The organism is Pedobacter cryoconitis (assembly GCF_003259615.1).
GTDB lineage: Bacteria > Bacteroidota > Bacteroidia > Sphingobacteriales > Sphingobacteriaceae > Pedobacter > Pedobacter cryoconitis.
Genome location: NZ_QLLR01000006.1, coordinates 153,045 through 172,894, shown reverse-complemented (window position 1 = coordinate 172,894; position 19,850 = coordinate 153,045). Strand labels below are relative to the sequence as shown.

The 19,850-nt window shown below is 39.9% G+C and carries 18 protein-coding genes; 11 read left to right on the top strand and 7 right to left on the bottom strand.

The features are described from left to right. Positions 1 to 26 precede the first annotated feature (26 nt). The 9 genes from LY11_RS09460 to LY11_RS09420 all read left to right on the top strand — a co-directional run bounded on the left by LY11_RS09460 (position 27) and on the right by LY11_RS09420 (position 11,777). Positions 27 to 941, top strand: coding sequence for an SAM hydrolase/SAM-dependent halogenase family protein (locus LY11_RS09460; RefSeq protein WP_111633468.1), 915 nt, complete (start codon positions 27 to 29; stop codon positions 939 to 941). 1 nt (position 942) lies between these two features. After that, positions 943 to 3,621 (top strand): TonB-dependent receptor, encoded by a 2,679-nt coding sequence (locus LY11_RS09455; protein ID WP_111633467.1) that lies wholly within the window; start codon positions 943 to 945, stop codon positions 3,619 to 3,621. A gap of 212 nt (positions 3,622 to 3,833) precedes the next feature. Continuing rightward, positions 3,834 to 5,072, top strand: a complete 1,239-nt coding sequence (locus LY11_RS09450; RefSeq protein WP_111633466.1) for an MFS transporter — start codon at positions 3,834 to 3,836, stop codon at positions 5,070 to 5,072. A gap of 206 nt (positions 5,073 to 5,278) precedes the next feature. Next, positions 5,279 to 5,752 carry a DUF3995 domain-containing protein gene (locus LY11_RS09445; protein ID WP_170132662.1) on the top strand — a complete coding sequence of 158 codons (474 nt, stop codon included), beginning with the start codon at positions 5,279 to 5,281 and terminating at the stop codon, positions 5,750 to 5,752. 97 nt (positions 5,753 to 5,849) lie between these two features. Continuing rightward, a complete protein-coding gene (locus LY11_RS09440; protein WP_245952691.1) occupies positions 5,850 to 6,890 on the top strand; it encodes a hypothetical protein in 1,041 nt (346 codons plus the stop codon). Then, the gene (locus LY11_RS09435; protein ID WP_111633464.1) at positions 6,820 to 9,153 is read left to right on the top strand and encodes a hypothetical protein; all 2,334 of its coding nucleotides are present in this window, start codon (positions 6,820 to 6,822) and stop codon (positions 9,151 to 9,153) included. Before LY11_RS09440 ends, LY11_RS09435 begins: the two co-directional genes overlap by 71 nt. Positions 9,154 to 9,364: 211 nt before the next feature. Continuing rightward, complete coding sequence (locus tag LY11_RS09430; RefSeq protein WP_111633463.1) at positions 9,365 to 9,868, top strand: GNAT family N-acetyltransferase; 504 nt, start codon at positions 9,365 to 9,367, stop codon at positions 9,866 to 9,868. Further along, on the top strand, positions 9,855 to 10,796 hold the full coding sequence (locus LY11_RS09425; RefSeq protein ID WP_146610826.1) for a bifunctional helix-turn-helix transcriptional regulator/GNAT family N-acetyltransferase: 942 nt from the start codon (positions 9,855 to 9,857) through the stop codon (positions 10,794 to 10,796). The genes LY11_RS09430 and LY11_RS09425 overlap by 14 nt, the downstream gene beginning before the upstream one ends. 204 nt (positions 10,797 to 11,000) lie before the next feature. After that, a complete protein-coding gene (locus tag LY11_RS09420) occupies positions 11,001 to 11,777 on the top strand; it encodes a glycoside hydrolase family 16 protein (protein ID WP_111633461.1) in 777 nt (258 codons plus the stop codon). Positions 11,778 to 11,857: 80 nt separating this feature from the next. On the opposite strand, the gene LY11_RS09415 is transcribed toward LY11_RS09420, so the two are convergent. The 7 genes from LY11_RS09415 to LY11_RS09385 all read right to left on the bottom strand — a co-directional run bounded on the left by LY11_RS09415 (position 11,858) and on the right by LY11_RS09385 (position 18,731). Next, positions 11,858 to 12,214: an RNA polymerase sigma factor gene (locus LY11_RS09415; RefSeq protein WP_111633460.1), complete on the bottom strand. Its 357-nt coding sequence runs from the start codon at positions 12,212 to 12,214 to the stop codon at positions 11,858 to 11,860. Positions 12,215 to 12,375: 161 nt separating this feature from the next. Then, complete coding sequence (locus LY11_RS09410) at positions 12,376 to 13,011, bottom strand: cysteine hydrolase family protein (RefSeq protein ID WP_111633459.1); 636 nt, start codon at positions 13,009 to 13,011, stop codon at positions 12,376 to 12,378. A gap of 59 nt (positions 13,012 to 13,070) precedes the next feature. Continuing rightward, positions 13,071 to 13,646, bottom strand: coding sequence for a Crp/Fnr family transcriptional regulator (locus tag LY11_RS09405; protein ID WP_111633458.1), 576 nt, complete (start codon positions 13,644 to 13,646; stop codon positions 13,071 to 13,073). Positions 13,647 to 13,651: 5 nt separating this feature from the next. Then, positions 13,652 to 14,605, bottom strand: coding sequence for a DUF4249 family protein (locus LY11_RS09400; RefSeq protein WP_111633457.1), 954 nt, complete (start codon positions 14,603 to 14,605; stop codon positions 13,652 to 13,654). A gap of 2 nt (positions 14,606 to 14,607) precedes the next feature. Beyond that, the gene (locus tag LY11_RS09395; protein ID WP_111633456.1) at positions 14,608 to 17,145 is read right to left on the bottom strand and encodes a TonB-dependent receptor; all 2,538 of its coding nucleotides are present in this window, start codon (positions 17,143 to 17,145) and stop codon (positions 14,608 to 14,610) included. After that, positions 17,129 to 18,121 carry a FecR family protein gene (locus LY11_RS09390; RefSeq protein WP_111633455.1) on the bottom strand — a complete coding sequence of 331 codons (993 nt, stop codon included), beginning with the start codon at positions 18,119 to 18,121 and terminating at the stop codon, positions 17,129 to 17,131. The genes LY11_RS09395 and LY11_RS09390 overlap by 17 nt, the downstream gene beginning before the upstream one ends. Positions 18,122 to 18,140: 19 nt before the next feature. Then, positions 18,141 to 18,731 (bottom strand): RNA polymerase sigma-70 factor, encoded by a 591-nt coding sequence (locus tag LY11_RS09385; protein WP_111633454.1) that lies wholly within the window; start codon positions 18,729 to 18,731, stop codon positions 18,141 to 18,143. Positions 18,732 to 18,845: 114 nt separating this feature from the next. Between LY11_RS09385 and LY11_RS09380 the strand changes: the two genes are divergently transcribed. Beyond that, positions 18,846 to 19,328 carry a hypothetical protein gene (locus tag LY11_RS09380; RefSeq protein WP_111633453.1) on the top strand — a complete coding sequence of 161 codons (483 nt, stop codon included), beginning with the start codon at positions 18,846 to 18,848 and terminating at the stop codon, positions 19,326 to 19,328. A 33-nt stretch (positions 19,329 to 19,361) separates the two neighbouring features. Then, entirely contained in the window at positions 19,362 to 19,832 is a 471-nt protein-coding gene (locus LY11_RS09375) for a Dps family protein (RefSeq protein ID WP_111633452.1), read from the top strand. The last annotated feature ends 18 nt before the right edge of the window (positions 19,833 to 19,850 follow it).

Here is a 19,850-nt window from a genome sequence, read left to right as displayed (position 1 = left end):
AATTTGTAGACTTTAACCAAGACCCGATGATCACAAACCTAAAACACAGTATTACCTTAATTTTTCTATTCTTTATTACCAACCTGGCTACAGCTCAAAACAAGATTCTTGTTTTTCAATCAGACTTCGGCTTAAAAGACGGGGCAGTGTCCGCCATGAAGGGCGTTGCTATTGGCGTTTCCCCGGATCTTAAAATATTCGACCTGACACATGAAATCCCAGCTTATAATATCTGGGAGGCTGCGTACCGCCTGGTGCAGACCGTCCCTTATTATCCGGCCGGAACTGTATTTGTTTCTGTCGTAGATCCCGGAGTAGGGACTACCCGTAAATCTGTAGTGCTTAAAACCAAAACAGGGCAATTTATAGTGACACCAGACAATGGTACACTTACTTTGGTCGCGCAATCATTAGGCATCGAAGAAGTCCGTGAAATTAATGAAGTTAAAAACAGACGTAAAGATTCTGAGAAATCCTATACCTTCCACGGCCGTGACGTTTACGCTTTTACCGGAGCGAGATTAGCCTCAGGAGCTATCAGTTATGATCAGGTTGGAAATGAACTTCCAAAACAAGTTGCAGAAATCCCTTATCAGAAAGCTACCCTGGAAAACGGGAAACTTAAAGGCAGTATTGCTATACTTGACGTACAATTCGGCAATATCTGGACAGACATTCCTGCAGACCTCGTCAAACAACTTAATCCGCAATACGGAGCAGTACTTCATGTGCAAATCTTCCATAAAGACAAGAAAGTTTATGAAGGAGACGCACCTTATAGTCAGACATTTGGTGCTGTTGCTGAAGGTAAGCCTTTAAGTTACCTGAACAGCTTGTTACAATTATCCTTTGCCTTAAACCAAGCCAACTTTGCCGCGGTTCATCACATTGCCAGTGGCAATGAATGGAGTGTTGAAGTGACTTTAAGGAAGGGTAAATAGCATGAGGAGATTAATTTACGCTTTCCTTTTTTTACTGATTTCAACTGCAGCCTTCTCGCAAAACCGGGTCATTACAGGCCGGGTTACCGATCAGCACCACAACCCGTTGCCAGGTGCAACCGTTATCCTGTCGCCCGGTGGCCAGCAAACCAGCAGCGATCAGACAGGTGCATTTAAAATAACTGCGACAGCTCAGTCACAACTGATCGGTGTCAACTTTATAGGTTATCAGCTTTTTAAACAAAAATTGACCACTGCAAATACTTACGCCATTAGTTTACAACCAGACGAAGCCCTGCTGGATGAGGTTGTTTTAGTCGGCACACGCAGTACGGGCAGAACAAGGTTAAACACCGCAGTTCCTGTAGATGTATTCAATATTCCTAAATTACAGCTGATGGCACCGCAGAATGATTTGAATCAGCTGTTGCAATATGCTTCACCATCTTTCAACTCTAACCGTCAATCCTCCTCTGATGGCAGCGAGCACATTGACCCGGCCAGTATCCGTGGATTAGGCCCCGATCAGCTGCTTGTGTTAATTAATGGGAAACGCAGGCACACCACTTCTCTGGTCAATAACCAGGGAACTATGGGCAATGGCTCTGTAGGTACAGATATGAACTCTATTCCAGCCTCAGCAATTGAGAGAATTGAAGTTTTAAGAGACGGTGCTTCTGCACAATACGGCTCAGATGCAATTGCAGGTGTCGTTAATATCGTGCTGAAACAAAATACCGGTAAACTAATGGTGGCAGCTACCGGGGGAATTACTTCGCGGGGTGACGGCCAGGTTGGGCAGCTTAACCTGAATTACGGAACTGCTTTAGGCAAAAAAGGAGGTTATTTAAACCTGACTGCCGAAGGCGCTTACCGCGGTAAAACTACAAGAGATCAGAACAATGACCTGGCTATCTTTGATCAGTCCGCTAATCCTGCCCGTGAATATGATGACGCACAATTGAAAGCAAGAGGCCTCACCAGGGACGATTTTAATTTCCAGATCGGGGATGCTAAAATTCAGAACCTGTCTGGCTTTTTTAATCTCGGACTGCCATTTAACCGCGGAAAAACAGAATTCTATGCCTTTGGAGGTTATAACTACCGAACTGGAGAAGGCTTTGGCTTTCGCAGGCTTCCAAGTGACCCTTCAGCAAATGTATACAGTATTTTTCCTAACGGCTATCAGCCCAATACTACTTCAAAGATCAATGACCGTTCTTTAGCCTTTGGATTTAAACATAAACTGGGCAATTGGAATGCCGACCTGAGTAATACTTTAGGTGATAACAGGTTTGACTATGAAGTGAACAATACCGTGAACGCTTCCCTGCAGGATAAATCGCCAACCAGTTTTAAAGCCGGAGGGCATGAGTTTCTGCAAAATACAACCAACCTTGATTTTAGCCGTAAACTCGATGTCGCTTCAGGCCTGAACCTTGCTTTTGGTGCTGAATTCAGAGTAGATGATTACCAGATCCGTGCAGGTGAAGAAGCTTCCTGGAAAAACTATGCTTTGATAACTAATCCTGATGGGACAGTTTCCAACCCCTCAGGACTGGCAGGAGGTTCGCAATCCTTCAATGGATTTTCTCCTGATAACGTAGTGCATAAAAACAGGAGCAATACCGGTTTATATGCTGACGCTGAACTCGATGTCACTTCAAAATGGCTGATCAGCGGAGCGGCCAGGTTTGAACACTACAGTGACTTTGGCTCTACCGTGAGTGGTAAATTTGCGACCCGCTACAAGCTTACCTCTAAATTTAACCTCAGAGGAGCCATCAGTAACGGATTCAGAGCACCATCCCTTCATCAGCAATATTTCAGTGCCGTAAGTACCGATATTTTACCAGACAATACCTTAGGGCAATCCGGCTTCTTTGTCAATAACAGCCCTGTCGCAAAAGCTTTAGGAATTCCTGAATTGAAACAGGAAACCTCTATGAATTATAGCCTTGGTTTTACCGCTCAGCCGTTTGCCAACTTTAATATTTCCGTAGACGGTTACCTGACAGAGATTAAAAACAGGATTGTACTGACCGGAAGCTTTGGCTATGATGCCTTTGGAGATCCTGTTCCGAAAGTTCAAAGTATCATTAACTCCTTTGGCGTATCTTCTGCACGCTTCTTTAGCAATGCAATTGATACCAGGACTATCGGTGTAGATGTGGTTGCAGATTATAATATTAAATCCGGTGACCATACTTATGGTGCTTCCCTGGGATTTAACCTGAACAGGAACAAAATTATTGGTGACCTGCATATCCCGGGCCAGTTGAAAGGGCAGGAGGATATTTTTTTCTCTCCCAATGACAGAACTTTGATTACAGAAGGAACGCCAAGGATAAAAACTAACCTTGCGCTGAACTACGGCTATAAGAATTTCAGCCTGCTGCTGCGTAATGTTTACTTTGGAAAGGTGGCCAGAAACAGCTTCCCTTACGGAGAAGAGCAGATTCATAGCGGAAAAGTGGTGACCGATCTCTCCTTAAGCTATGCCGTAAAACCAGTAACCTTTACCATAGGTGCGAATAACCTTTTTGACATCTTCCCTGATCAGCAAATTTATGCCAATAGTTATTTTGGTGTGTTTAAATATGCTTCAGTACAAATGGGAACCCTTGGAAGTTATTACTTCCTGCGGGCAACACTCGACTTGCCTAACAAAAAAAGATAAACTTGTGCTAAAGACAGTATTCTTGCTGTCTTTAGCTAATTTTGTTTGAATTGTGTAATATTTATAAATGCCGTAAATAACCCGTATTCATTGATAATGACACCCTGAGTTATATTTTTACTATCAATTTAATATATCATCATTGAAATGTGTAATCATTTATTTGATTATTGTAATTGCAAGAGTTGCTAAAGTGGTAATTTTGTAGCATTATGATAACGATTACCTCCAAATCGAAAGCTATTAAAGATCAACACCAGGGAATAGCCACCCTGTTAGCTTTTGCACTACTACCTTTATCTGGCTTTGCAACTGATATTTATATTCCGTCTTTGCCTACAATGGCGGGGGAGATGAACGTAAGCAGTATCCAGGTGCAGCTTACCTTAAGTATCTTTCTGATCAGTTATGGTGTTTCCCAGCTCTTTATCGGGAGCGTGCTGGATAGCTTTGGGCGTTACAAGATTTCCCTGGTTTCCCTGGTGATTTTCGCGCTTGCAAGTTTCACGATTGCAACCACACACAATATTTACCTGATCTACCTCATGCGGATCATCCACGGGCTAACTGTTGGTGCAATTATCGTAGCCAAACGTGCTTACTTTGTCGATGTATTTTCAGGAGATAAACTCAAACACTATTTAAGTCTTTTCTCTATTATCTGGTCTACAGGCCCAATTGTGGCCCCTTTTATAGGTGGTTATTTACAAGCAGCTTTCGGCTGGGAATCTAACTTTTATTTTTTAGGAGGTTTCGCACTCGTACTGCTCGTGCTGGAACTGATCTATAGCGGCGAAAGCCTGGTGCACTTTACCGAGTTCCGTTTCCGTAATATTTTAAATATCTATACCACGATGATCAAAACTGCAAGTTTTTCATTGGGTATTGTAATGCTTGGCCTGGCTTACTGTATGGTCATGACTTATAACATGACGGGGCCGTTCATCATCGAACATCATTTAAAACTGTCACCGATTATTGCAGGTTACAGCTCCCTGTTTTTAGGTTTTGCATGGATGGTCGGCGGATTTATCGGTAAAGCAACAATTAATAAGCCCTTTTTTAGAAGACTTGCTATTAATGTTGGTCTGCAGGTGGCCTTTGTAACCATTATGATTATCAGCCTTAACTTTATCAGCAACTTATACTCGATGCTCTTCTTTGCCTTTATTATCCACGTAGGCGCAGGTTATACTTTTAATAACTATTTCACCTTCTGTTTAGGGAAATTCCCTAAGAATGCAGGTATTGCCGGTGGTTTGACCGGGGGGATTACTTATGTAATCGTTTCCTTCTTAAGTTATGGAATTGTAAATGTTGTACCTGCAAAAGATGAAACAAACCTGAGCTATAGCTATTTGATTCTGATTGCACTGTCAGTAGTGATTATGCTGATTATTGCAAATATCAATAAGAAAACAGCAGCGCAGTCTGTAGCGCAAGCTGCTTAGTTTTTTTTTAAACTACTTATAATCAGTTTTATATGAAGTTTATTTTATTATAAACTATAGCATGAATAGTTAAATTGGAAGAATTGGTTATCTGCATTGAAGTATAAGATCCAGGCAAGGGTCGTGGCTAGGTTGTGGTACAGGTTGAAGTAATGTTGAAGAAGGGTTGTACCCCTACAGTACCCCTGCAAAAATGGGTTCAAAATATGCCTTTTTCTTTTTTCGGGCATGCTCAAAAAACTGTAGTTTTGGGCATGCTTATTTTATTGACTTCACTGAACTCACTCCTTTTTATTATTTTGTCATTGCTGCATATATACTGGGCATTTGGCGGGGTATGGGGAAAAGATCTGGCTGTACCAACAGGTAAATCAGGTCAGAAATTATTCGTGCCCAGCGTTCTTTCTACTTTAATTGTAGCGATCGGGCTATTGATTTTTGCACTAGGTAATCTCAGTATTCAGTTTGCACCAATTTTGACATTAAACCCTTTATTCCAAAAATATGGAATTCTTTTGATCGGACTAATCTTTCTTGTACGCGCAATTGGTGATTTTCATTATGTCGGATTGATGAAGAAGTACAAATCATCTGATTTCGCAAGATACGATGGCCTCTTTTATTCCCCTTTGTGTTTATTCTTTTTCCTCTCTCATCTGCTGATCTTTACAGGCTTTTAATCGGATAAAATCTTCTCCTAATGAAAAGGAAACGAGATTTGTCTACCTTTGCCGCATTCTTAAATCGTATTTGGGAATAAAATATTAATTTGCTGTTATGCGTCAAAAAGTGTTTTTATCCGGATTAATTTTGATGGGGTTCATTACTAGTTCCATCACAGGCTGTAAAGAAGAAAAATCCACGGCTGCTTCTGCTTTTTATTATTGGAAAACCACTTTTCTATTAGATAAAGCGCAGACTGCACTTTTAAAGGATGGGGCTGGTGATCAGCTGTATCTTCGCTTGTTTGATGTGATCTGGGATGAGCAGCAAAAGGATGTGCGGCCTAATGCAGTGATCAGTATCAATCAGGATATTCGTCAATTTCATATTGTCCCGGTCATTTATATCACCAACAAAACGTTCGAAAAGCTAACTCCTGATCAGCTTGTGCCATTGGCTGAAAAAGTCAATAAATTAATCAATGAAATTACGGTACAGAATAAAATCACTTATCAATGGGTACAGATTGACTGCGACTGGACTACGGGTACTAAAAACAGGTATTTTGCTTTCCTGGAAGCATTTAAGCAGCTGAACAAAAAGCAATTGGAAGCGACTATCCGGCTGCACCAGATCAAATATGCCGACCGGACAGGTATACCCCCGGTTGATAAGGGCTTATTGATGTTTTATAACATGGGTAAGATTTCCGCCAATCTGAAACAGCGTAATTCTATCTACAACCCAACGGATGCCTCTAAATATATCAGCTATCTGCCTACTTATCAATTGCCACTGGATATTGCATTGCCGCTGTTCTCCTGGACCATACAAATCAGAGAAGGTAAGGTTATCCAGCTTTATGGAAAGATAGGGCTGAAAGAATTATCAGACCGGAATAACTTTCAGCAGATCGCGCAGTCAAAGGTTTATAAAGCGAATAAAAGCTTTTATTTGTCAGGCCTTTATATCAAAGAGAATGATTTATTTAAACTCGAAAATGTAGACACTAAACAGCTGAACCTGGCTGCTAAACAATTATCAAAACACCTTGCACATCTTGAAAATAGAAATATAATATACTATGAATTATCAACCGTCGCTGCTTCAGCGCTTGAAGCAAAAGATATCAAAGAAGTTTCTGCTCATTTTTAGTGTCTGCTCCATTGCGGTAGCAGGTATTGTAGTCGCCTGTGGTGACGGGGGCTATTATGATGATTATGAAAATTCCAGTTTTGCACCGGAAGCTTTTGTAAGCAGTGCTTATACTCCTTTTTTCTTTACCAGCGAAATCAGTTATTATAACGGATATAATCTGGACGATAGCAACACCCGTTATAATCAACTGGTGGTTAGTGAATGGAATTCCTGGTTTGAGAACCAGGTAGATACTGCCGCACTGAAAACACTGCTTATTAAAGCGAGTGCCGGAAATATTGATTCTGCTGCCCGTTATTACAAAGGAAAGCTGGATGTATTACCCACAGGTTTACCTGAGCTGAAAAACACAAAAGCGAGTAAAAAGAAAGTCAATGCTTTTTTTGACTATTTGCTTCTGGCTAAAGAATGTGAGGTTTATGCCGTAGGACCTGGTGATTACTGGAGTTATGAAAAAACTCCTGTAAAAGAAGTACCTGCAGATTTGGAAAATACTTTACTAAAAGCCGTTGACCAGGAGAAAGATCCTTTTATCAAAGAGCGTTTATGGTTCCAGATGGTACGTTATTACTACTTCAAGCAAAGACAGTATGCTGCAAATGTGCCGAAAATTGATATACCGCTTCCGGCTTATTTTGCCAAAGAAGAAGCAGCTTTTCCCAAAAATATGATGTATTACCGTGCATTGGGATATTTAGCTGGTTATTATTATCAAAAGGGAGAATTTGCACAGGCAAACTATCTGTACAGTTTATGTTATAATTACTCTTTTGAAATGAAAATTCCCAGCAGATGGAGTTTTCATCCTCAGAATGAAAACGACTGGAAGCAAACTTTGGCGCTGGCCAAAAATGGAGGCGAGAAAATCACTTTATGGCATATGTTAGGTAGCAGCAGGGATGAAGCGCGTGCAATTAAAGAAATCTATACTATTGATCCTAAGGCTGAAAAGCTTGATCTTCTGTTAAGCAGGCTGGTCAATATCAGAGAAGCACAAGGACAGGCATCAAAAGACACCAGTGCCTCCAGCCAGGCGAAAAGAATGGCCACAGCAGCTGAAAGGACTTTAGTCGGTAAAATTGCCATTGAGGAGAAAACTTCAAAACCTTATTACTGGAACCTTGCTGCAGGTTATCTGAATTCGCTTTCAGGTAATTATGCGCTGGCCAAAACATTTTATACCAAAGGCAGGAAACAGTTACCGGTTAATGATACCCTGGTGATGGCACAGTATAAAGTGCTGAACTGGCTGCTTTATTTGAAAACGCTGAAACATATCGATGCGAAAACTGAAGCAGAAATGGTGGAGCCTTTAAACTGGCTGAATAGTTTAAGCAAGAATAAAAAATCTATTACCAGCCTTCGTTATAACAGTGCAATCGCTCAAAGTATGACGATTTTATCTGCTCAGTATAAAAAACAAGGCGATGTATTGAAAGCCTATTTTTTTACTCCGGAATTGGCATTTTACAATAGCAATGAAAGGATAGAAGCTGCGAAATCGCTGTTAAACAAAAAGAATAAAACTCCTTTTGAGCTCGCTATGCTGAATTATTATTCGATCAATGTTGGGCAGCTGAGTTATTTACAAGCTATGTTACTGGTTTACCAGGAGAAACTGGATGAAGCTATTGTCCTGATGAAACAGGCAGATACGGTGAACAGAACTGAACTGATGGCTAATCCTTTCAATATAAAAATCCAGGATTGTCACGATTGTGATCATCTGGCAGATAAGGATAAAAAACATTTTACCGTGTTGAGCTTTATTGAGGCTTTAAAGACAATTAAAGGAGATCTGGTTGCAGGTAAAGACGTTTCCAGAAATGCAGCGCTGCTGGGTAATGCTTATTATAACATTACGCATTATGGCAATGCCCGTGTATTTTACTATTCTGCTTCAGTAACCGAGAGTTACGGGGATTCTCCTTTTAGTATCCCGGTGCCTTATAGAAAGATAGTGACTGATAGTAAAATTGCAGAGAAGTATTATCTTTTGGCCCGTGCCAATGCGAAGACCAAAGAGTTAAAAGCAAAATATACTTACATGGCAGCTAAATGTGAGCGCAATGAGATCTACAATGTGCAATATAATAACGCCATTAAAGAGAAGCAGTATTCATGGCAATTTGATTTCAGTAAAATACCTGTTGGTAAGTATTTTTCAGAGCTGAAAGCACAGTACAGCCAGACTAAATATTACCAGGAAGTATTAAATGAGTGTGGTTACTTTAATAAGTATATCAATAAGAAGCATTAACCACATAATTATCCGGCTTTTTTATAGCCATCCAGCTTTCAGAGAGGGGCAGATGAAAACATCTGCCCCTTTTTTATGGAATTTTATGACAGGTTCCTGAATATAATTCCGGCTGCTATTTGCCTTAATTATGATTCAAATGCAATTATTTGATAATTATTTGTATTTATGTAGTTGACTACGTACTTTTACACTTATATACTATAAAGCGATGGAAACACAATTTGAAATTACCACCTCAACAGTTGCAGAAACTGAACAAATCATAGACTTAATCCTTACTATTCAACAACAAGAATTCAATATTCCAATCACTGCTGCAGATCAGCCCGATCTGAGCGAGATAGATCAGTTTTACAAAGCACCGGGAGGTGAGTTCTGGGTTGCGAAACATCAGGATCAGGTGATCGGTTCTATTGCTTTAATTAATATAGGTGAGGGGATTGGGGTAATCCGTAAAATGTTTGTTCATAAAGAGCACAGGGGTAAAGAGAAGGGGATTGCACAAAAACTGCTGATAACCTTAATTGCTTATGCCCGCGAAAAAGGAATTAATGCGATCTATTTGGGAACGGTAGAGAAATTACAGGCAGCAATCAGATTTTATGAGCGGAATGGTTTCGTCCCTATAGAAAAAGCGAACTTACCAGCGAGTATGCCTTTAATGAAACTGGACACTCACTTTTTTGTTTTACACCTGGATGATGACAAATAAAGAAACTGTTAATCTAATAGATGAATCTGGCATATTAGCCATTTCAACACGTTTACAACGCTTAAGTGAACAATTCCGTAAGGATGGGTTATTGTTGTATAAAGCTTTTGGAATTGAGTTCGAACCGAAATGGTTTCCTGTCATCTATACGCTGCAGTTCAAATCTCCTTTGAGTATCCTGGAGCTTGCAGCAGAAATTGGCTATGCGCACCCTTCCACAATTAGTCTGTTGAAAGAACTGGAACAGCAAAAGCTGATCAGCTCTTTACGCGACAAAACCGATGAGCGAAAACGGCTGATTATTTTAACGGGTAAGGCCTGGGAACTGATTGAACAGATGAAACCAGTATGGGAAGTCATGGTCAAAGTTTTATCGGAACTCACTGAGAATGAAAATAGCTTGCTGAAAGCATTAAATGAGTCAGAAGAGCAACTGCGCAAGAAGGGTTTTTTGGAGCGGGCACTGGTTTTGGTAGATGCGCTAAAAAAAGAAAAGGCGGAGCGTAGTTCTGAGCCTTTTGAAATAGAAGTACAGCCTGTATTAACGGTCGGGGGATTGAAAACTTCGGGTGCTATATTGAAGTCTATTCTAAGGGAAACAGACGGGGATCAGTTGTTTACTGCTTCCACAGCAGCTGAATCTTCTCATTTTCTGGCTACTGTACATGATCTGCCTGCAGGAACCTGCAGTTACCGGAAAACTAAAACAGGAAACAAGATCGAAGGGCTGGCCGTATTGGAGCAGTACCGGGGCATGGGGGTAGGAAAAGCTTTAATTCAAGCCATCAATGCCTTGAAACCGGAAGTCTTTTATGTGCATTCATCGCTTCCTTTGGTCAGCTGGTTCGAGAAAATGGGTTTCGTGAAAAAAGGGAAACAGCTGGAAGAGCCCGGAGGCCTTTATTATAAAATGGTTTATGCGCCCTGAAAAGATAATTGTACATCCTGAAATATATTTCTGATTTCATTACCCCTGTTTGTTTTTCTAATTGTCAGTAGGTTAGATGTTTATAGTAAACAATAACCTACCAAAAACAAACAAATATGAAACCATCATGATTTTTCAGCTCACACAACGAAATGAATATAAAATCATGATAGCTTCATAACCATTAAAATCAAATATATACTTATGAAAAACATGTATTTTATCGCGCTCATCGCGATGCTGACTATTTCTTGTAAAAAAGATCAGGCTATTGCTGACAATGCGGCGCAGCAAACAGACAAAAAAGAGGTTGCTGCAGTTAGTACCATCGTATTTAGCGGCATTACCTGGAATGTCAAGGATGTGGGTAATACCACAGTCGGCCCGGGCCCGAACTATTGGTCAGGGAGCGGTGTCTGGGTAGACGCGCAGGGATTCCTCCATTTAAAAGTTAAAAAAGATCCGGCAACCGGCAGATGGAATTGTGCGGAGATCTACTCCCAGCAGAATTTTGGTTACGGTTCCTATGTCTGGCAAATCGAAGGCCGCCCGGATCAGTTAGATCCAAACCTGGTATTCGGCCTGTTTAATTACAAAGCCGGGGATGACGGGCATCATGAGGTAGATATTGAATTTGCCAGGTGGGGAAATAGCCAGTGGCCTAATTTCAACTATACAGTATATCCTGCTTATGGTGACACCGGAACAAGAGATTCTAAAACTTACGAACTGGCTTTAAATGGTACTTACAGCACTTATAAATTTACACGTACCAGCCAGCAGGTCGCTTATAAAAGTTATCATGGACATACGCAAAATGAAGCAAACGCTTTTTATGCGCACCAGACTCCTGCTGGTTTTCCTGTAAGTACAGAAGCACTTCCTGTACATATGAATTTATGGTTGTTTAGCGGCCATGCGCCTGTAAATGGTCAGGAAGTAGAAATGATTATTCATTCTTTTAAATTTACGCCTCAATAAGTTTTGAATAAGAAAGCTGGTGAAATACTAATTTCACCAGCTTTCCTGCTTGCGTTTGTCATTCAACCGGAATCTTCTTTTTAATTAAGCCCGGTATGGATAGCAGTTAATATTAAAGGGTTTGAACCCTGATCAAAACGGGGCTCAATTTTGCCTTCACTGATCAATTTCAGGATATGAAAACGCATTGTTGATAACAAATAAGTAAGTAATCTTTGTGCTTTCTTGTTTTCTCTTTCTTCCCAAAGACTTACAAAAACACTTTCTGTAATGGACTCAACGAGTACAAAATTCTTTATTCTTTTATAAGACTCATTATAGATTTTCTTCCAATACCGTTCAAAAATTTCTGTTAAAGCCATACGGTCACTTTTTTTTAAATGTTTAAGTAACATCGCATCGCTTAAATTGCTGTAGACGGTTTTTTCTGATCCCATAGTCATCCTTTTAGGTTAATATAATTAGCTTTTTATTTACCAAGTATAAAAAAATAACCGCTAATTATTGGCATAATAAATGACTGTAATTCAACTTTTTATGGCTAAAAGCATTTATATTTGATAATTCAGTGATTATTTTTTAAGCCTTTAAAAACTTTTTAATGCCGTTTCAGAAAGTCCTGAGTGGAACTGATCTCTGCATAATAAAAATTAAGTGCTCCTAACAAAGCTTTTTGTACTTCTTCAGCTTTAACATGCTGCCCATTTACTTCCAGATCTCTTGTCGCTGTGGCATCTGCAATCACCTCGCAGTTAAAACCGAAATCTTTAGCTGCTTTAACAGTGGCATCAATACAAACATGGGTCATCATGCCTGCAAATACGAGGTTTTTAATGTTTTTACTTTTAAGGTATTCCAGTAAATCTGTTTCACGGAAGCTATTAGGATAGTGTTTCACAATTAATTTCTCATTTTTTACCGGGGCCACATCAGGATGGATCAGCGCGCCTGTTGTACCAGGTAAAAAGAAGGTGGCACCTTCTTGTGTGGCAATATGCTGGATATGGATAACCGGCATGTTGATCTTCCTGCTTTTCTCTAGTAACAGCCTGGTGTTTTCGGCCGCTTCATTTGCACCGGATAGGGTCATCCGACCGCCAGGGAAATAATCATTTTGCACATCAATGATAATTAATGCACTATTAGTGTGGTTTTGCTTTTGAGCAGATACGGTAGGAATACCACAAATAGTAACCAGGCAGGTTACACCAAGATTTAAGATTGCTTTCTTCATTTTGCTATTTTTTATTCAACAAAAGTACAGCGCCCTTTTTTCCGAAAAATTGAACTAGTTCAATGTGAAAGCTTTTTTCGGATTTTATTTAAAAATTCGTGCGTAATCCCCAGGTAGGCGGCAATTTGCAGTTGCGTTAACCGCGTTTGCAGCTGAGGATATTTCTCTGTAAATTCCAGATAACGGTTTTCGGCTGTCTTACCGATAGAGGAAATCACCCGGCGTTGAAAAGAAACCAGCGTCCTTTGGTTCATGATCCGGAACAATTTTTCCACCTGGGGCAATTGCTGGTATAAAAGATCCTTATCGGGTTTATTAATACATAATACTTCACAATCTTCTAAGGCTTCAATATTTAGAATAGCAGGCACCTGGTTCGTGAAACTATCAATATCAGTGGCCCACCAATCCTCTACAGCAAAATAAATGATTTGCTCAGAGCCATTTTCATCCAAATAATAAACCTTAAAACATCCTCTGGTCACAAAACCTTCATACCTGCATATTTCTCCCGCACGTAACATAAATTCCTTTTTTTTGAATTTACGAAGATGAAAGTTTGCACAAAACTGTTCAAACTCTCCGGTAGTCAGCTGAATGTGTTTTGCTATATTTTTATGCAGCAGCTCGAACATGGCTTTTAGTTTTTGAGGATAATTTTCTGGATATAGGCCGCTCCCCAGATTCCAAAAGCATCAGTTACGTTTCCTTTAACAGGAACATCCAGTACACCTGCAATACTTTTGGCAGCCTGTAAATCAATACTGTATAAATAATCAAAATAGGCAGCAGAGGTAGACTTTACAATTAAAGTATACTGCGTATTTTCAGTCTTCAGTATACTCTGGTCATAGTAGATTTCCAACGTTGTTTGATTTCCATTAAATGTTTTATCGGTTAAGAAAATCCTTCCGGAATGATCTTTTAAAACATTGAATCTTACATTTTCAGTTCTGGCATCATCGGTAGCAATAATTAATCTGTTAGATTTTGCGTCGAAAGCAGTGTCTCGTTTAAGGGTTAAGCCAGGATGGGTTTTCAATAATTCTGTAAACTCAGCTTCTGAATTAACTTTTATCTTTTGTCCATTTTCCAGGTAATATCTTTCTATAGTATAAGTTCTCGCCCTAAGTTCAAAGGTGTAATAATTAGGTTCAGTATTGAGGTCTGTAATTTTTACATTCATCGAGGTTGAATCCTGATCCAGCAGATTAAGTTGAAAAGCCGGAGGAATAGTCGTTTCTGCCCGGTGTGTTTTTCCTTGATAAGTAATAGATAACTTGTAATTTTGACCAGTGACAGCCTTTTTGCCCGTATAATTCCCTTTTCCCTGGTAAAGATATTTTTCTATTAAATTATTATTCTGGTCCAGAAGACTGACCTGCGCATCTTCAACATTGGGGAATCCCCCCGCGGCAGCAGAGAAAACGGATGTGCTCAGGTTGATTAACGCATCATCTGCCTGGTTAAATTCTCCAAGAACAACCAATTGAGGCGTTTTGCCGGAAATGTCTATGTTGGTTTCTTTTTCACATCCACTGAAGACGACTAAAAAGAGCAGGGCCAGAAGATCTATTTTCCTGTAAATGGACATGGCTAAAATTTATAGGTGAAAGTAAAATAGGGAATTAATTTTAACTTGGCTTCTTCCAGGATATTTACTTTGTTGGACTGACTGTTGACTGATACAAATAAATAGGCTGAGGAAGAGTTCGCAATCGCATTATACATCCCTAATGTCCAGATTCTTTGATGTCCGTTACTAAACTTACGGGTAAGATTTAAACCCAGGTCAAGTTTATAATTTTGGGCAAGCGTGTAATTGTTTAATCCTGAAATTACATAAGTATCAGGGCTGGAAGCAGAACCCAGAACATCGTCTATGCTTTTATGGGTAGTCTGTGGTACGGTGACATGCCGGCCGGTAATGTAGGTCCACAGGGCAGATATTTCCAGCCTTTTTCCTAAAGAGGCATTCACTGCAAGGTTAAAGTTATGTCTTAAATCCTGATCTAAAGGAAAACTCTGTCCCAGGTTAAGTGCTTTAAACTGGCCGGTTGTTTTGGATAGGGTATAGGCCATTTGAAATCTCAGCCAGTTCAGTTGCTGCACATAACTAAATTCTATGCCCTTACTATTTCCTCTTCCTGAGGCCAGCCGGTCTTCAATTTTTCTGGCGAAATAACCATTGGCTATATCCTGTCCCGCTCCAAGGGCAAGCAAATTATCCATATTTTTTAAATACGCTTCGACAGTAAAAGTGCTTGTTTTTCCAGCTTGCAGGCGGTAAGAAAGATTTAAGATTTCAGAAGTCTCTGGTTTAATGTTTTTACTGCTTGGAATCCTGAATTCTGTTGGAACTGAAAGGCCATTGGTCGTAAACTGATGTATAAACTGAGCCATTCTGGAATAAGAAGCCGTAATGACCTGGTTATCGCCCAAACGATAAGAAAACCTGATCCTTGGTTGCAGGGTATGATAAATGGTATTGCCATTTTTAAATCCTGTATAGTGCCAGCCAGCCGTGAATTCAGCATGTGAGCCAATTTTAACTTCATCTTCGATATAAGCGTCAAAATTAAGGGTATTGATAGTGATGCTTTCCTCAGTGCTTAAACCCACGGGAAAGATAAATGAGTTCATACTTACACCTGCTCCGAAGTTTAGTTTAAGATCCGGCCTTAAATAATAATTAAAATCACTTTTTAATCCATAATCTTTCACTGTGGTATAAACCCTTTTTGGCAACCCAACCAGCGAAGAAACCAGGTTAGCATCCAGGCTATTTCTGTACTGACTAAAAGTAGCCGTTGTATTTTTAAAGAGGCGGGGACTTAAAATACTATTCCACCTGAAAGCGACGAGCCTGTTTCCCCATTTCAGGGTAGACCTGAAAGAATCATTACTTTCATCACTAAAGTCTAATTTCTGCCGGTAAGAGTCATTTCCTAAATAAGTACTGATGTAAAACCTGTTATTGGGGTTTGCGATATAATTGAGCTTCAGGTTCAGGTCTAGAAAATAATAGTAAAGTCCGGCATCCTCCAATGCTTTTGCGCCTAATAAATCCAGCCAGCTTCTCCTGGTATTCAATGAAAAAGAAGCTTTGTCTTTAATAATAGGCCCTTCAAGGCCAGTAGATGCAAACAATAAACCAATGGTGCTATGTCCATGGTATTTTTCCATATTACCATCTTTGGAACGCACGTTCAGTACTGAGGAAAGACGGCCGCCATATTTTGAAGGGAAATCGCTCCGGTAAAAGTCTACACTTTTGAGTACATCGGGATTAAAGATGGAAAACATCCCGTTAAAATGATTGATGTTATAAATGGAAATATCATCCAGGGTCACCAGGTTCTGATCTGCATTTCCGCCTCTTACAAACATACTGACCGAGCCGCCTGTGTTCCCTGAAACACCAGGGTATAATTGAATGGCCCGGATTACATCTTTCTCTCCAAGAAAGGAGGGGAGCTTGTTCGCAGCTTCCAGATCCACATGGTCACCGCCTACATTTAAATTATTCCTGGATTCGTTACTTTTTGTCACTACTAATTCAGGAAGGTCCACGCCGGATTTCAGGAAAATATCCTTTCGGATACTCTCTCCATTCAAATTAACCTTTAGGATAACCGGTGCGTAGCCTGTATGGGTAATTGTTAATTCATAATCCCCTTTTTCCAGACTGATACTATAAAAACCAAAACCATTGGTTACGGCAATACTCTGACTTTCAGTCTCTGTTATATTGGCACCGATAATCACCTCAGCACTGCCCTCTTCTTTGATGAACCCGCTCAGGGTAATGAGCCTGGGGTTGCTGATCAGCAGTATTTTACCCTCATATTCTTTAATTTGGATAGATTCTGCACGTAAAACTTCTTCCAGTAATTCTCCAACGGTTTTGATCCGGCTGGATAAAGTTATCTTTCGGTTCATCCTGATATTATCAGGATTATAAGTTAACAGGATACCAGTTTGCTCAACCTGGCTTAGAAAGGAAGAGATTAATCCTTTTCTGTGTGTAATTTTTATGGGCGTGTTTAATAGCCCGGTCCGGTTCTGTGCATTTAGAAAAACAGGGACCAGAATTAAAAATAGGAAAAAATAGATTTTATTCCCTGTTATCATTCTCACAGGCTAAATTATGGATTAATATATAATCTTTTTTAACCTCGTAATTAAACTTAAGAATGAGTTTTAACTCTTCTAATACACTTTCTAAAGTCTGGTTTTTAAAAGTTGCTGTCACCGCGCAGGATGCAGCATTATTATCCAATATAATTTTTCTGTGATAGGTGTTTTCAAGTACTTTGACCAGGCTGGATAACCGCTCTTTTCTAAAAACCAGCATGCCTGTTTTCCACGCATACTCATTTCCAGACAGCACGGTATCTTTTTGAAGCTGATTGTTATGTAATGTTCCTTTGTTGCCTGGTAAAAGTATAACAGCAAGGCCACGTTTTTCGGTGCTGCTCAGTTTTACTTTTCCGGTTCTTACGGTAACTTCTACCTGTGCCTGGTTGGTATTGACATTAAAGGATGTCCCTAATACGCTGACTTGTCCTTTTCCAGCTGCAATAATGAAAGGTCTTTCCGGATTTTTGGTAACTTCAAAGAAAGCTTCTCCTTCAAGTCTTACTTCTCTTTGATCTCCTGAGAGCAGTTTAAAATATTTTAAGGTACTGTTTGCATTCAAAGTGACCAGGGAACCATCTGCGAGTGTAACCTGCTTATTGGCCAGATTACCTGAGCTGACTGTGATTAAAGGGTTATAATAAGAGCTGTAATAAATCAGTGCAAAGCTGGTCACCAGGAATAATGAGGCAGCAATAGACATCCACCAGGTACGCTGACTGCCGGTTTTAATCAATTTAACTGTTTTGGTCTGCTGTCCTTTGATTTGAGCATCTATATTTTGCCAGGCATTGTCTAAGTTGCAATCAGGGTTGTAATCAGCCTGTTCAGCTTTTGCTATTAATGATTTCAAACGGCCATATTCCAGCGGATTGGATTTGATCCATTCTTCCACAGCTATTTTTTGCTCAGGAAGAAGCTCATCGTTGAAGTGTTTGGCCAGAAGAGAATTAATATCTTGATTTTGCATGGTCGCTGTTAAACAAAGATTAAACGTAAAAATTTAAAATACCCCTATGTTCCAGAAAATAAATTAATGAAAGCAAAATAGAAAGGGGAATATAGTGTGTACGGGCAAATTCCCGCATGATACTGATCGCTTTACCCATTTGATTTTCAACTGTTTTAATGGAGATCCCTAATTCGGTAGCGATTTGCTGATAAGTGAGCTTGTCCATCCGGCTCATCCTGAAGATCGCACCGCATTTTGGTGGAAGCAGTGCGAATGCTTCCTCAATAAGCGATTGTATATCTGTGTTTTCTTTAGCTTCTTCTTGTTCTTCTAATGGGGTATCACTTATTTTATTGGCAACGGTTTCATCCTCCATGGACAGGGTATGCACTTTTTTTCTCAGCCTGGAGATACAATTATTGCGTACTGCAGTAATCAGGTAATATAAAGCGTTTTTATCATTCACCATATCCTGCTTTATTTCCCAGAATTTCACAAATACTTCTTGTACAGCATCCTGACTTTCATCACTGTCGGCCAGGTATTTATACGCATGCGTACATAATGTCTTGTAATGCAAGCGGAATAACTTTTGAAAATCTGAATATAATGGCTCTTGTATGTGCATATATTAACGCCTGGTCTTGGCTTGCAATGGGCAAAGATAAATTAATTTAAAATATAACATGGGGGTATTTGTGATTCTGGCCGTCTAACAGGAAAGGAAAATAAATCATACCCGATGCTTAGAAGAAAAATTGCCACTATTGTTACACTCCTTATTTTATCCGGGATTACCTGTGAGCTTAAAGCGCAAGCCCGCAAATCCGGAAGGTTAAATAGTTTACGCCTGTCTGAAAGTTTCGTAAGAGGGAATTCAAATCTCTCTATATTGACTGTTTTGGGCTATCGTTATCTGTTGAATGAAGAAATAAGGGGCGGTGCTGATTTTGGGTACCATAGTGGAATGTATCAGGATAGTCACCTCAGAGAGTACAATATTGCAGGGAGTATTGATTTTACATATTCACGTGGCAGAACAGTAGAGTTTTATGGTTCAGCTGGTGCCGGGTATGGCTTATTTACAGGTAATCACGTCAATAAATTTCTTTACCAGGTCAATCCTTTGGCAATGCGGCTGGGCAATGGCAGTTTGGCTGGTTTTGCTGAATTGGGCTGGGGATACAGAGGGCTGATCACCTCTGGTCTTGCTTATAGATTTTAACTGCTGATCAGCTCATTTTTACAATTAAATTATATGGAACCAATTATCGGAATTATAGAAAATAACTCGGCCAAAGTAGCAAAAATGCTGAATTTAGTATTGGCAGATGAGTTTTTGCTGTATACTAAAACAAAGAATGCCCACGAGAATCTTGATGACAATGATCTTTACCGGAAGTTAATGCTTTTTAAAGAGCAGTATGAGCTACTGGAAACTACGATGGACAGTATTGCCGAACATATCCACTCTACGGGTTACAATATCCCGGTTACACTGGAAATATTTTTAGAGCTGGAGCATCTGGCTGAGCAATGCGGGCTTAATATTGATGGCCTGGAGGTTATTCATGAATTGCTGGAAGAACATGAAGGTTTAATCATCCGCTTGCGAAAGAGAGCTGTATACTTTGGAAATGAGCTTCAGGAATCCGGAGTTGGCCGCTACCTGATACAACTGATGGAAATTCATCAGCGCATGATATTGGAATTGAAGATTTATCTGTAAACTGAACAACCCCTGTGT